The sequence below is a fragment of the Clostridium sp. CMCC3677 genome (assembly GCF_023845585.1).
GTDB classification, from domain to species: domain Bacteria; phylum Bacillota; class Clostridia; order Clostridiales; family Clostridiaceae; genus Clostridium; species Clostridium aquiflavi.
Window position 1 is genome coordinate 53,799 of the sequence record NZ_JAMQHS010000013.1, and the last position, 14,892, is coordinate 68,690.

The following is a 14,892-nucleotide window of genomic DNA, read 5'->3' on the forward strand; positions in this document are numbered from 1 at the left end:
TATGGTTCTACTAAGAATCTTTAATAAAGTTAGTATTCCTAAAAAACATCTTTATTATGATTTTTTATTTTTAGTATTCTTAAGTGAGAGTCGGAATTTTATATTTCGCTCCTCGAACTTACTCAGCGACTATCAGAAGTCGAGTTTCCTTTTTACATTTCGTCCACAAGCTTTATACTATAATATCAACACTCTATTAAAACAGTTCTAATGTATTTATTATAAGTTTCTTTATTTCTTTATGTTTATTAGGCATATCATCTTTAGTATTAATTAATTTAATTAAACTAATTAAATCAACTAGCTTGGATATTTTATACCATTCATCAATTAATTTATCATCTGAATATTTATTATACTGTTTTTCAAATATTTTAATTAAATCATTATCAAAATACTCCTCATATCTAAATAATTCACCTATATCTATCAATGGATTTCCTGCCATAGAAAATTCCCAATCTATTATTGCAGATATTTTATTATCTTTTACAAGTATATTAGTTCCTTGAAAATCGCCATGAATTAAAGATATCTTTTTATCTAATTCTAATAGCATTTCTTTATTATAATTTACTATATAATTTATTTTCTTAACTATATTATCACCTAATCTATTTTTAAAATTTATCCCCATATTTTCTTCATACCATGTATATAGCGGGGATAACTTGTGGATTATATTTAAGTTTTTATCTAGTTTTCCACATTCTTTATATTTAAATTTATGTATCTTTGCTAATGTCATAGCTAATTCTTCTATTAAATTTTTATCAATTTTAGATCCACCTCTAATTGCCTTACCTAAATTAACCCCCTCTATATATTCATAAATACCAAAAATCTTATTTTTTATAATATTACTACTAGATATTAAATAAACTCTTTGTACTAAAGTATCATTTTTAAGTAGATTTAATAAATTATTTTCCCTTTCATAATAGCAATCACACTCAGGAAATATTTTAAGTACATATTTATTCCTATTGTTAGTTTCTAATACATAATTACTGCTTCTACACCCTTCGTTAATAGGATCTATACTCTCTACCTCTTCATTTAATAAAGTTTTCTTAAAAAGCTTATTGGCTATATCCAAATCTATATAAAAAAAAGGTAACGACCTCTCCCAATTATATTCCATAAAGTTTCCTCCATATTCTTAAGTTCAATTGTTCAGTCCAGCTTTACTTATCCCTTTAATACTCAGCTAAAACATAGACTTTATTTAAATTAAATTTTAAAATCACCGTACTAAATTTAATTATAATAGAAAAAGAGATTTAAAGAAAAATTTTCTTTAAATCTCTTTCATTACTTGGGTTAATTATAAACTAAATTATCTTAGTTGAAAAGATTCACAATCTGTACATTCTACTTGTTTTGGATGTGATTCATGTGTACCTACATTAATTTGATCTAACGTACAATAATTTTGTGACTCATTATGATATTTGCATGATGCAACTGAACATTTTATACTTGGATTTTTATTCATATTCTTCACTCCCTATAATTTGTTACAAGAATAGTATGTGCTTTATATGTTTTTTTATACTTTTATTAAATTCAAAAATTTAATTCTGTTTTAAATTACATACAAAAATCTTAATACTTAATTAATGTATATTTTATCAAATTTACACATATAAAAATTCTAGTCATATAATATTTAGTGTTAAAATTATTTTTATTTAGGAGTTGATGAACTTGGCTGGAAAAATTTTAAATTATTTTGCTTCTGCTAATACTTCAAAAGGGTTTTGTAACTTATTTTCATCTAATTTAGATAACTTAGATAAAATATATATTCTAAAAGGTGGACCTGGTTGTGGAAAATCTACACTTATAAAATCTATTGGAGATGAATGGTGCAATAAAGGTTATGATATAGAATTCATTCACTGTTCTTCTGATAATGATTCTCTTGATGGAGTAATAATACCAAAAATTAAAGTAGCAATAGTTGATGGAACTGCTCCTCATGTTATAGAACCTACTGCTCCTGGTGCTATTGAAGAGTATGTTAACTTAGGCGTTGCTTGGGATACTAATAAATTAAAAGAACATACAAAAGATATACTAAAAATTAAAAAGCATATTTCATCTTGTTATAATAATGCTTATAAACTATTTGAAAAAGCCCTTGTAATACATGATGATTGGGAAAAAATATACATTGAAAATATGGATTTTAAAAAAGCAAATGAACTAACAGCAGATGTTATAAAAAAACTTATAGGAAATACTAAATTCAACAAAACTGCTGTAATAAAAGATAGATTTTTAGGTGGATCTACACCTAAAGGCCCCGTTAATTTTGTTGAAAACTTAACTGAGAACGTTTCTAATAGATATTTTGTAAAAGGAAGACCTGGGTCTGGAAAATCTACACTATTAAAAAAATTAGTAAAAGAATGTAAGTTAAGAGGAATTGATGCTGAAGTATATCATTGTGGATTTGATCCAGATAGCCTAGATATGGTTATAATGAGAGAATTAGACGTATGCATCTTTGATTCAACTGCTCCACATGAATATTTTCCAACTAAAGAAAATGATTTTGTAATAGATATGTATACAGAACTAATAACTCCAGGTACTGATGAAAAATATGCTAATAACTTATCTGTTATTCAATCAAAATATAAAGAAGCAATTTCAAAAGCTACCCTATATCTTGCAAAAGCTAAATCTTATCATGATGATTTAGAAAAGATATATATTAATACAATTGATTTTAATAAAATTGATGATATAAAGCAAAGTTTAGTTGATTTAATAAAAACTTTTGAATAAACACAAAATCTATCAAATCAATTAAAAATATCAAATAATTTATGTAAATTAAGTATTTGATTTTAAATATAACTGGAATTTAACTTTCCAGTTATATTTAAAATTTCCTTGTGGAATACTAAAATTATGATTTAAATTATTCTCTACATTTTTTGATAACAAAAAAGTTCTTTATAACTATGCCTATTCTATTATCTTATTAAAAGAAAAAAATCATATGTAGACATTATTCTACACATGATTTTTAATTTACATTGAAAATTATATAAATATTTACTTAAATGCTTGTTCAATTTCTTCTATCATTGTTAATGTTGTATTTATTCCACCAGTTGCTATATACCATACATTAGCATCTAAATATACTATATTATTATTTTTGTATGCATTCGTACTTTTTACTAATTCATTATCTAAAAGGGCTTTAGCAGATATTTGTCCTCCAGTTACTGCACTTCTATCTACTACGAAAAGATAATCTGGATTCTTTTCAACAAGATATTCAAACGAAGCCTTTTGTCCATGAGTAGATGATTCAATATCACTATCTACTGGCGCAACACCAAAGTTTTGATGAATTATTCCAAACCTTGATTCTTTACCATATACACTAAAGCTTCCATCATTAGCTAATATTATTAATCCATTCTTTTGACTTTCACTTGTCTTTTTATTTAATTCTGCAATTTTAGAATTTATTCCTTGAAGTTTTTTATTAATTTCACCTTCTTTATCAAATATTTGACCTAAAGTATTCATATTGTTAGTAAATGACTCCATATAACTTTCATTTTCTATTCCTAAGTATATTGTTGGAGCTATCTTACTAAATTCATCATAACTTTCTTCTTGTCTACCTGATATTATAATTAAATCAGGCTTTGCTTCATGTACTTTTTCAAAATTTGGCTCTTTTATTCCACCAACACTTATATACTGATCAGAACTATATTTGTCTAAATAAGAAGGTATTCCATCTTTAGGTACTCCTACCACATTAATTCCTAATGCATCTAAAGAATCTAGTACACCATAATCAAATACTACTACTCTTTTTGGATTTTTAGTTACTTCAGTTTCACCTAATTTATGTGTAATTGTTATTTTCTCATTATTATCATTACTACCTTTTCCTGCAAACTTAGTAGCTTCTACTATTCCAAAAAGTCCTACTATTATTGCTACCACTATTATTATTGTTTTTTTACTTATATTTTTCATTTTTTCCTCCTATATTTTTCATTTATTATTGTTTTTACTTATTTTTCCTCCTAAATTTAATATCTAAGCTATACGACTCCATAATTAATATTCTATTCTTTAATGATAATCTAATAGTAATTAATACTAGTTTGCGTCTAATAGTCTACTTAGTGACTAAAAAATAGATTCTATTCAATTAGATATACACTTTATACTCTTCAGACAGCTCTGCAATGATCTTTAATCTATTATTATCAAAGAATATACGTTAATTAATATGGATCACTTTAATAGCCTGTCTAGTGCCTTAAAACGTAGATTAAAAATACACACATATTGGTCTATTATCTATATTTGTAACATTAAAATTCATTTCATATATGCTTTCTAAAATCTCCTTATTTATTATTTCACTTGTTTTTCCTTGATTAACTACTTTTCCATCTTTTAAAGCCACTATATAGTCAGAGTAACATGATGCAAAGTTTATATCATGAATAACTATTATGACAGTTTTACTCTTTTCATTGACTAATCTCTTTAAAATTTTCATAATCTCAACTGAATGTTTCATATCTAAATTATTAAGTGGTTCATCTAAAAGTATATATTTAGTATCTTGAGCTATAACCATAGCTATATAAGCTCTTTGCCTTTGTCCTCCACTTAATTCATCTAAATATCTATCTTGCAAATCAGTAAGTTCCATATAATTAATAGCTTCATCAACAAAAGCTTTATCTTCACTCGTTAAATTTCCACCACAATAAGGAAATCTTCCAAATGTAACTAGCTCTCTAACTGTAATTCTTATGTTTATATTATTGTTTTGTTTCAATATAGATATTGTTTTTGATAAATCTTTATCTTGCCATGTAGATAATTCTTTAGCATCAATTACGACATCGCCACTGTCTTTTTTAGCAAGTCTACTTATCATTGATAGTAATGTACTCTTACCTGCTCCATTAGGCCCAATAAATGATATTATCTGATTTTCATGTAAATCTAAAGAGACATTATCTACTACTTTTTTTTCACCATATTTTTTAGTTATATTTTTTACTGTTATCATACACTTCTCTCCTTTAGTAAAAGGTATATGAAATAAATTCCTCCAACAAAATTTATAATTACACTTACTGTTGTTCCAAAATTCATATATCTCTCAACTATTAATTGTCCTCCAATTAAAGCAACTATACTTATAAGAATTGATGCACTAAATAAGTGTTTATGCTTATAAGTAGGTAACATCTGCCTCGCTATATTTACTACTAAAAGTCCTAAAAATGTTATTGGCCCAACTAATGCTGTAGCTACTGATACAAGTATTGCTACACAAATAAGCATCTTTTTTACAATATTATCGTAATCTACACCTAAATTAATAGAATGTTCTCTTCCTAATAGCATTACATCTAAAGTATCTAAATGTTCATAAACATATGCAAATACAAGAATTACTATTATAAGAGATATAAAAAGTACATTTGTATTTACATTATTAAAACTTGCAAACATTTTATTTTGTAAAGTTTGAAACTCATTAGGATCAATAACTACCTGCATAAAAGATGTTAAACTCTCAAATAATGTTCCAAATACAAGCCCTACAAGAAGTAAAAAGAATATATTTTTACTTCCCTTCTTAAATAAGAACTTATACAAAATTCCTGTAAAACAGAGCATTGTTATAAGTGATAAGAAGAAGTTCAATTTTTTATCAGTCAAAAATAAATTGCTAGATCCAAATAAAAACACTATTATTGTTTGAATTAACATATATAATGAATCAAGTCCAATAACACTAGGTGTTAATATATGATTCTGACTTATAGTTTGAAATATCACAGAAGAAAATGCTATAGATGCTCCTGTTAAAACTATTGCTATAACTTTAGGAATCCTTCTTGACAGTGCATATGAAAGATTATTTGAATTTAATCCTATTACTACAAACAATACACAAAGTATTATTGCTGAAAAACTAAGTATTAATAATTTCTTATTATGCCTCATAACCAGACCTCCTAAATATTAAGTAAAGGAATGCTATACTACCTATTACCCCTACTGTTAAGCTTATTGATATTTCATATGGATAGATAATCAGTCTTCCTAAAATATCACATATTAATAAAAAGATAGGTCCTATTAAGGCTGTAAATCCTAATACATTTTTTAAATTATCTCCATAATACATAGTCACTATATTAGGCACTATAATACCTAAGAATGGTATTGCTCCTATTGTTATAACTACCACTGATGAGATTAAGGCCACTATTACCAGTCCTAAATTAACAACACGATTATACTTTATTCCTAAATTTGTACAAAAGTCCTCTCCCATTCCAGCGATAGTAAACTTATTAGCATATATAGCTGCTATTATTACAAGAGGTATACTTATATATAATAGTTCATATTTCCCTTTCATGATTAATGAGAAATCGCCTTCCATCCATGAATTTATATTTTGAACAAGATCATACCTATAAGAGAAAAACATAGTTATTGAACCAACTATTTTTCCAAGCATCATACCTATAAGAGGTATAAAAACTATATTTTTAATCTTTATTTTCTTTTGTATTTGCATAAATAAAAGTGTTCCAAGTATTGAAAATGTAAATGATAAAAGCATTTTATTCATCATAGTTGCCTGTGGAAATATAAGCATACATACTAATATTCCTAATTTAGCAAAATCTATTGTTCCAGCAGTTGTAGGTGAAACAAATTTATTCCTACTTATCTGCTGCATTATAAGTCCACTTATACTCATTCCAATTCCAGCAAAGATTATACTTATAAGCCTTGGTAATCTACCAATTAACATAAGGTTTATTTTTTCACTATCTAAACTAATAATATCTGATAATGATATGTCACTTACTCCAATAAATAATGAAGCTATTGACAGTATTACCAACAATATTAACAAGTATATTTTTTTCATTTTTCCTCCATATGTAATATAATTAAATTATATTTTTATAATTTAATGTTTTCTTTTGTATAATTTATATTTTTAATGTTTTAATTTTAAATATGGTTATCTTTTTAAAATTAATAATCATTCTCAATTAGTATACATTTTTATTTAGTTCATGTCTTAAAGTATATATATTTTTTTTAAACTATATTTGTATAATAAAGGAGGATCATTTGGAAACTAAAGAAAAAAACTTATTGTTTATCATTGAAAACTTTTATTTATGTACATCGATGCCAATAAAAGTTGTAGATTCTATTGGAAAAATCATTTTATCAAAAGGTAATATTGAAGATTCTAATGAAGATTTTATATGTAAACATATAATAAATTTAATATATGAAAAACAAAATCTAAAAAACAATTTTCAGATAGTAGAATATATTGATTTGAATTTTGCTATTTGTCCATATTTATTTAATGATGATAATTTCTTTTTTATTTTAGGACCTTTTAATAAAGAAAAAATTGAGAATTCAAAGTTTATCTATAGACCATTACACTGTATACCTCATCTCATACAGTTACTATATAATTTTGATAATAATAAGCATATCTATAAACATGAGTATATAATAAATAAAATATATAGTTTTCATATAAAAAGAGCCTTAGAATATATACATGAAAACTATAAAAAAAATATTACTTTAGATGACATAGTCTCTCATGTAAATATAAATAAAAGCTATTTTTGTAGTTTATTTAAAAAAGAAATCGGTAAAACTTGTACACAATATATAAATTCTTTAAGAATAAAAGAAAGTGAAGAGTTATTGCTTAATACAGAAATGTCATTACTAGATATATCTCTAACTGTAGGTTTTAATAATCAAAACTACTATAATAATTTATTTAAAAAAGAACATCGCATTTCTCCTCTTCAATTTAAGAATAAATATTTTAGCTAATAATCTATCTTTTATAAAGTTATTCTTATATTCGTAAGTAAGTGGGTTAAGTATTTGAACTTAGTAATTCTAAAAATTTAATTCCAATATTATCTTGTTTAATATATCAATACATTTCATTAATTATCTGTAAATTAGCTAATGTCTTTTATATTTTTAGATTACTTCATTTGATTGCAATGGATAGTCTGTTCTAAGTAAGCTAATGCCTTTTACATTTGAATGAAGTAATAACAATACTAGATACTTACAATTGACTTTAAATGAACTAATGTCTTTTATATTTTGATTACTATGTATATCAAAATATATTTCAATATATACAAAATAATCATTTAAATTAAAAACCGTCATAGATAATAATTTTATAATTATTTTCTATGACGGTTTTTATATACTATAATCTAATATATTTGTTGAAATTAAAGATTGCTATTTTAGTATATCATTATGTTATACTTTACTTTTTAAATCTCATTTAATCTAATTATGTATAATATAGATCTATTTTAAAAATTTAACTTACAAAACTAGATATATTTTTTATATATCCACTTGCTACAGTTATAGCTTCTCTTTTAGTGTTGTATATATTTTCTTCACCAATTGCATCTGAAATTCCCATATTTCCTAAAACATTTCTTGGTTGTTCTTGAACATGTGTTATTAAAAGTTTTATTTTATTTTTTCTGCAATGTTTAAGTAGTTTACCTAATGCCTCTATTGCTGAAGCATCTATTGCATAACTATGTCTCATATCTAATATAAGAACTTCTGCCGTTGATTTAACAGCATTAACTTTAATTAAGAAATCTTGTACAATTCCAAAGAACAATGGTCCATCAACTTGATAAACAAGTATCTTTCCATCAGCTTCTTTTAACATATCTAAAACTTCTTCATCAAATACCTCTTCATCTACTAAATCTCTAATAGCAGTTGTTTCAGATACTCTCTTCATAAATAAGAACATAGCCATAAGCATTCCAAATCCAATAGCTACTACTAAGTCAAACACTATAGTGAAGAAGAACGTTATAACTAATACAATAACATCACTCTTAGGTGCTTTTAATAATGACTTAAATGTTCTCCATTCACTCATATTATAAGATACAACAGCTAATATTGCTGCAAGAGATGTCATAGGTATTAATTTAGCAATTGGCATTAAAATTAGCATAATAGCTAGTAATGTTACAGCATGTACAATACCTGAAATTGGACTTCTTCCTCCATTTTTAACATTTGCTGCTGTTCTTGCTATAGCTCCTGTTGCTGGTATTCCACCAAATAATCCTGATACAATATTACCTATACCTTGTGCAACAAGCTCCATATTAGAATCATGAGTATCTCCTATCATGCCATCAGCTACTACTGCTGATAATAACGATTCTAATCCAGCTAATATAGCAATTGTCATCGCTGGTGCAAATAATTGATTTATTGTGCTTATACTTAATTTAGGTAACATTGGCATCGGTATTGAAGATGATAATGTACTAAATCTATCACCTATAGTTTCTACTGGTAATTTAAAAGCCATTACTAGTACAGTAGATACAATTAACGCCACCAATGAACCTGGTATTGTTTTATTAACTTTTGGCCATAAAGCAATAATAAGTACGCATAATATACCTATTAATAATGTTGAAGTACTTAATGTATTCATATGTGAAAAATAACTTTGCCATTTTGGAATAAATTCTGCTGGAACATTATCTATTGTTAATCCAAAAAAGTCTTTTATTTGAGTGGATAATAAGGTTACTGCTATACCACTAGTAAAACCTACAGTTATTGTTTGAGGTATGTATTTAATTACTGTTCCAAATTTTAATAATCCCATTATAACTAGAATGATTCCTGCCATTATTGTAGCTGTAATTAATCCATCTAATCCGTACTGTTGAATAATAGAATAAATTATAATTACGAAAGCTCCAGTTGGTCCTCCGATTTGAACTTTACTTCCACCCAAAAGTGAAATTACAAAGCCTGCAAAAATTGCAGTAATAAGTCCCTTTTCAGGTGATACTCCTGATGATATCGCTAACGCTATTGATAAAGGTAAGGCTATTATAGCAACAATAATTCCTGATATAATATCTTTTGCTATCTGATTCTTAGTAATATCCTTTTGTTTTATCATTGTAAGTAGTTTAGGTAACATTATTTATATCTCCCCCTATCATATTATTTGAAACTACATTTTAGTAGTATTTTTAATTAAATTGTACGTATCAATAAAAAAACTCAACTTATTTTAAAATTGAACGCAACCCTTTTATATTACTCCTAAATATTTGAATAGTCAAAAATATTTGAGAATATAAAGAAGAAGCTTCTAATTAAATGCCACTTAACAAAAAAAATAAAACTAAAGAGATTTTATCTCCTTAATTTTATTTATTTAAAAAATATCCCCATATTTTTTACTTATTACTTATTACTTATTGCTAATTGTCCTAGCCCCTTATATAAATAGTTATTTAGAAAATAACATATTATCTAATTTATTCTTAAGTTCATCTGTTATATTAATTAATGGTAATCTAACTTCATCAGAATCAATTAATCCCATGTTTTTTAAACAATATTTTAATGGAGTTGGATTAGGTTCATTAAATAATAATGGTATAACCTTGGAAATCTCTCTCCATGTTTTTAATGCTTCTTTATAATCATTTGATTTCATATCATTATATACTTTTATAAAACTTTTTGTGTTTAAGCTTGCAGATGCTAAAATTCCACCATCACCGCCAAGCGCCAATGTAGTATAAAAAAGAGCATCTTCTCCTGTTAATATTGAAAAATCATCACTTGGTCTGTTTAATAATAACTCTGAAGTTTGGCTTATATTTCCCGAGCAATCTTTTATTCCAACTATATTTTCTAGCTCTGCCAACTTATATATAGTTTCATTTTCTATATTAACTCCAGTTCTATAAGGAATATTATATATTAGTATATTTCTATCTGTAGATTCAGATATACTCTTAAAATGTTCATAAATTCCTCTTTGATTTGGTCTAGAATAATACGGTGCTACTGATAATATTCCATCAACATTATTATCTTTAGCTATTTTTAATCTTTTTATTACTTCAGATGTGTTATTTCCTCCAAGTCCTACATAAACTTTTGTTCTACCATTATTATATTCCATTGTTTTTGATAGTATTTCATTATACTCAAAAGATGATATTGTCGAGCTTTCCCCAGTAGTTCCCAATGGTATTATTCCATCTACACCTTGTTCTATATAATAATCTACCAATTTTTTATAGCAAACAAAATCAACACAATTATCTTTAAATGGTGTTACAAGTGGTATTATTATTCCTTTAATTTTCATAATTATTCCCCCTAAAAATATTGCTATAAGAAAACCCGTTATAGTAATACTATAACGGGTAGAGTTTCATTGCTAAAGCTTATAAAGATATTATTTCTTTAAATTAAAATTTAACAATAACATCTTAGTAAATCCTTGTAGCTCTCCACTTGCGTGACAGTTATGCATATATTATATACATACCCAGAAATAAATTTTTGCTTGATTTATTTCTTCGGCCATTATACCTTTCCTTATTAGTCAACGTTTGCCAACTTCTAAATAAGTACTATTTATAAACAGCTCCTCTACCTTAGGTTTTCCGTATTCATTTTGACCATTATATCATTTTTAAACATTACTGTAAAGTACTTACAAGATATATTTAATATAATAATTACATTTATTGTTTTTGTTTTGTGAACTAGCAGTGCTTTCTTAGAGGTTTTATATTTAAGTTCCCCTTATTATTAAATGGAAGGACACACTATCTTTATCCCTCGTAGCTTGAACTATTTCAGGAATACATTTTTTTCTTTTATTAATATATTTAATGAACAATTCACCTTCTTGCCTGATGACAAATATCCATTGCAACTTTAGACTTATTATTTATTTTCATGTGCCTTATTGTTATAAATACATATAAACTTTATAATTATATTGTCTTAAATAATGAATTATAAGGGGATGAAATCTTATGGAATCTATAACTATGCTTGGTACTGGATCTGCTATGGTAACCAAATGCTATAATACTTGTTTCACTTTATCAAAAGATAATGAGCATTTTCTTATAGATGCAGGTGGTGGAAATACCATATTGTCAAATCTTGAAAAAGCAAACATAAATATAAATCAAATACATAATATGTTTATATCTCATAATCACAATGATCATGTGCTAGGAAGTGTGTGGGTAATTCGTTCAGTAGCAAATGGAATGTTAAATGATAAATATGATGGGATTTTTAATATTTATTGTACTAAAAAATCTATTGAGGCTATTAAAACGATTTGTTCTTATGTACTTCAAAATAAATTTTTAAAACTATTTGATGATAAAATAATATTTAATGAAATTGAAAATAATACTGAAGTTAATATATTAGGACGAAGAACAATATTTTTTGATATACATAGCACTAAAGAATTGCAGTTTGGATTCAAAACTTTTTTATCAAATGGTAAAACTTTAACTTTTCTAGGAGATGAACCATATAGAGAAGTGGTGAGAGATTTTTGTGAAAATGTAGATTATTTATTTCATGAAGCATTTTGTTTATATTCTCAAAAAGAAATCTTTAAACCATATGAAAAACATCATGCAACTGTAAAAGATGCTTGTAATAATGCTAAAATCTTAGCTGTAAAAAATGTTATACTGTATCATACTGAAGATAAAGATTTATCACATAGAAAAGAATCATATCTTAATGAAGGTAAAGAAGAGTTTAATGGATATATATATGTTCCAGATGACTTAGAAATAATATATTTGTAAAAATATAAACGATATTAATTATAAGCTCTATTTTCAATATAACTTATAATTAATATCGTTTAACATTTCTATTATGTAATTCTATTTTTAATATTCTTATATTAAAACTTAACACTGTTTAAAAACATAATAACTTTTATATTAAATCAAGTATAACTTTTATAAATAATAAACCAATAGCTACAAATATTATTGGCTTTATTATTTTGTCGCCATTTTTAATAGCTAAATGGGCACCTAAATAATTACCAACTATTGCACATACAGCTGCTGGTACTCCAATAGAGAACATAACTTTCCCACCTAATATATATGCTATTAATGCCGAAAAGTTAGAGGCTAAATTTACAATTTTAGCATTTCCAGATGCAGTTATAAGATTAAATCCCAATATTCCTGTAAAACATATAACTAAAAAAGTTCCTGTTCCTGGCCCAAAAAATCCATCATATGCACCTAAAAACAACCCAATAATAAAAGATAACATGTACAATTTTTTATTAGATATTTCTTTTTTATTCTTAATCCCAAAATTTCTATTAAACAATAAAAATAATGAAACAATAGGTAAAATTATTATTAAACAATAATTTAAATATTTTTCATTTAGCAATAATACTATTTGTGCCCCAAACCACGATCCTATTAATGCTCCTGCTGCAGATAATAATGCTGGCTTTATTTTTATGTTTCCACTTCTAAAAAATTTTATTGATGAAACAGAAGTACCAATACAACTTGCAAATTTATTAGTTCCATATGCAATATGAATTGGTATTCCAGCAAAAATATATGCAGGCAAAGATATTATACCTCCACCACCTGCTACAGCATCAATAATTCCCGCTAAAAATACAAGTGGACATATTATTAATAATACTTCCATATAATCCCCCTAATTATTTACTATCTTATAATTTTAAGGGGTATACAAATAAGTGTCAAACTATTAATACTTGATATTTAACTATTTACAGTTTTTATAATAATATATTTTTGAAATTAAGGCATATACTAATATAAATATCAGTATAATCACACTCATTATCATAAAGAATTCTTCAGGTAATACATCAATTATTGGATCTAAATTAGAGTCAAACGCCCAATAATTATTTCTAAAAAATATTTTATGAAATGTGATAAATATTTCTGAAAAATTAATTAAAATACATAACATTAAAAATGTAACAAATACAAGTATATAATTAGCACTACTATTTAATATATATTTCAGCTCTATATAATTATCATACCTTATTTTATCTCTTATAAGAAAGTATACTCCCATTAATATCATGACTAAAAAAATATATATATCAATATAGATAAATATTCTTTTTACATCTTGAAAATGAATTTCTCCCTGAATACTCATAGAAAAATTAGGAAAATATAACTTTTCAATAAATGGATTTTGTAAATAAACTATTATTTTTTTATAGTTAATCATTAATTCTTCCACAGTTAATCCACTGACTTTTGATAAATTGTATTTATATATAGTTAACTTGTATATAAAAGTTAAATTTAATGTAATAATTACAGAAATTGAAATTGTAAATAAAGCATTAAATATACCTAATACAGAATTTATAAAATGTTTAGTTTTATAACCTTTATATGATGTCTGTAAATTATTACTCATAAATTACCCCCATAATCTTTATTTATGTAATACATTATAATTATACTCTAATTAAATGTAAAATAATACAAGTTATGTAATCTGATTTAAACTTTTAAATAAGTACATAAGATAATGTTTATAAACTTGTGGATAAACTGAAAAAAGAAACTAAAAAAGAGATAGTTGTTATAACTATCTCTTTAAACTTACCTGGCAACGTCCTAATCTCCCACACAGTCTCCCGTGCAGTACCTTCGGCGCTATGGATCTTAACTTTCCTGTTCGGAATGGGTAGGAGTGTTACTTCCATGCCATCATCACCAGATGCTATGATTCTCCAAATCTTGATTTGGTTAAGAATCTTGTACTCCTCAGTTTACCTGAGCGAGTTTCATTTTGAAACAATGTTCTTTCAAAATTGCACATAAATTGTATATAACAATTATTTATTGGTCAAGCCCTCGACCTATTAGTATCAGTCAGCTAAATATGTTGCCA

The 14,892-nt window shown here is 25.5% G+C and carries 14 protein-coding genes, 1 rRNA gene and 1 riboswitch; of the genes, 3 read left to right on the forward strand and 12 right to left on the reverse strand.

Annotation, left to right across the window (positions count from 1 at the left end; all coding sequences use genetic code 11):
• Positions 1–196 precede the first annotated feature (196 nt).
• Entirely contained in the window at positions 197–1,144 is a 948-nt protein-coding gene (locus NG901_RS14730) for a phosphotransferase family protein (RefSeq protein ID WP_252216163.1), read from the reverse strand.
• Positions 1,145–1,339: 195 nt separating this feature from the next.
• Positions 1,340–1,498, reverse strand: coding sequence for a DUF1540 domain-containing protein (locus NG901_RS14735; RefSeq protein WP_252216166.1), 159 nt, complete (start codon positions 1,496–1,498; stop codon positions 1,340–1,342).
• A 212-nt stretch (positions 1,499–1,710) separates the two neighbouring features.
• On the opposite strand from NG901_RS14735, the gene NG901_RS14740 reads away from it, so the two are divergent.
• The gene (locus NG901_RS14740; RefSeq protein WP_353735867.1) at positions 1,711–2,799 is read left to right on the forward strand and encodes a PRK06851 family protein; all 1,089 of its coding nucleotides are present in this window, start codon (positions 1,711–1,713) and stop codon (positions 2,797–2,799) included.
• Positions 2,800–3,072: 273 nt separating this feature from the next.
• On the opposite strand, the gene NG901_RS14745 is transcribed toward NG901_RS14740, so the two are convergent.
• The 4 genes from NG901_RS14745 to NG901_RS14760 form a co-directional block, all read right to left on the reverse strand.
• The gene (locus tag NG901_RS14745) at positions 3,073–4,020 is read right to left on the reverse strand and encodes a siderophore ABC transporter substrate-binding protein (protein WP_252216172.1); all 948 of its coding nucleotides are present in this window, start codon (positions 4,018–4,020) and stop codon (positions 3,073–3,075) included.
• Positions 4,021–4,321: 301 nt separating this feature from the next.
• The gene (locus NG901_RS14750) at positions 4,322–5,077 is read right to left on the reverse strand and encodes an iron ABC transporter ATP-binding protein (protein ID WP_252216175.1); all 756 of its coding nucleotides are present in this window, start codon (positions 5,075–5,077) and stop codon (positions 4,322–4,324) included.
• The gene (locus NG901_RS14755; protein WP_252216177.1) at positions 5,074–6,024 is read right to left on the reverse strand and encodes an iron chelate uptake ABC transporter family permease subunit; all 951 of its coding nucleotides are present in this window, start codon (positions 6,022–6,024) and stop codon (positions 5,074–5,076) included. Before NG901_RS14755 ends, NG901_RS14750 begins: the two co-directional genes overlap by 4 nt.
• Complete coding sequence (locus NG901_RS14760; RefSeq protein WP_252216179.1) at positions 6,014–6,967, reverse strand: ABC transporter permease; 954 nt, start codon at positions 6,965–6,967, stop codon at positions 6,014–6,016. Before NG901_RS14760 ends, NG901_RS14755 begins: the two co-directional genes overlap by 11 nt.
• A gap of 209 nt (positions 6,968–7,176) precedes the next feature.
• Here NG901_RS14760 and NG901_RS14765 point away from each other — a divergent pair, with 209 nt between their 5' ends.
• Positions 7,177–7,914 carry a helix-turn-helix transcriptional regulator gene (locus NG901_RS14765; protein WP_252216181.1) on the forward strand — a complete coding sequence of 246 codons (738 nt, stop codon included), beginning with the start codon at positions 7,177–7,179 and terminating at the stop codon, positions 7,912–7,914.
• Positions 7,915–8,070: 156 nt separating this feature from the next.
• Here the strand turns inward: NG901_RS14765 and NG901_RS14770 are convergent, their stop codons facing one another.
• The 3 genes from NG901_RS14770 to dapA all read right to left on the reverse strand — a co-directional run bounded on the left by NG901_RS14770 (position 8,071) and on the right by dapA (position 11,281).
• Entirely contained in the window at positions 8,071–8,268 is a 198-nt protein-coding gene (locus NG901_RS14770) for a hypothetical protein (RefSeq protein WP_252216184.1), read from the reverse strand.
• A 163-nt stretch (positions 8,269–8,431) separates the two neighbouring features.
• Complete coding sequence (locus NG901_RS14775) at positions 8,432–10,093, reverse strand: SulP family inorganic anion transporter (RefSeq protein ID WP_252216187.1); 1,662 nt, start codon at positions 10,091–10,093, stop codon at positions 8,432–8,434.
• Positions 10,094–10,408: 315 nt separating this feature from the next.
• On the reverse strand, positions 10,409–11,281 hold the full coding sequence (gene dapA / locus NG901_RS14780; protein ID WP_252216190.1) for a 4-hydroxy-tetrahydrodipicolinate synthase: 873 nt from the start codon (positions 11,279–11,281) through the stop codon (positions 10,409–10,411).
• 130 nt (positions 11,282–11,411) lie between these two features.
• Positions 11,412–11,579, reverse strand: a riboswitch (Lysine riboswitch).
• Positions 11,580–11,960: 381 nt separating this feature from the next.
• Here dapA and NG901_RS14785 point away from each other — a divergent pair.
• Positions 11,961–12,764, forward strand: coding sequence for an MBL fold metallo-hydrolase (locus tag NG901_RS14785; protein ID WP_252216196.1), 804 nt, complete (start codon positions 11,961–11,963; stop codon positions 12,762–12,764).
• A gap of 136 nt (positions 12,765–12,900) precedes the next feature.
• Here the strand turns inward: NG901_RS14785 and NG901_RS14790 are convergent, their stop codons facing one another.
• From NG901_RS14790 to rrf, 3 genes are all read right to left on the reverse strand, one after another.
• Complete coding sequence (locus NG901_RS14790) at positions 12,901–13,650, reverse strand: sulfite exporter TauE/SafE family protein (RefSeq protein ID WP_252216201.1); 750 nt, start codon at positions 13,648–13,650, stop codon at positions 12,901–12,903.
• Between the two features lie 81 nt (positions 13,651–13,731).
• Entirely contained in the window at positions 13,732–14,412 is a 681-nt protein-coding gene (locus tag NG901_RS14795; protein WP_252216204.1) for a TIGR01906 family membrane protein, read from the reverse strand.
• Between the two features lie 190 nt (positions 14,413–14,602).
• A 5S ribosomal RNA gene (gene rrf / locus NG901_RS14800) occupies positions 14,603–14,719 on the reverse strand.
• Between the last annotated feature and the right edge of the window lie 173 nt (positions 14,720–14,892).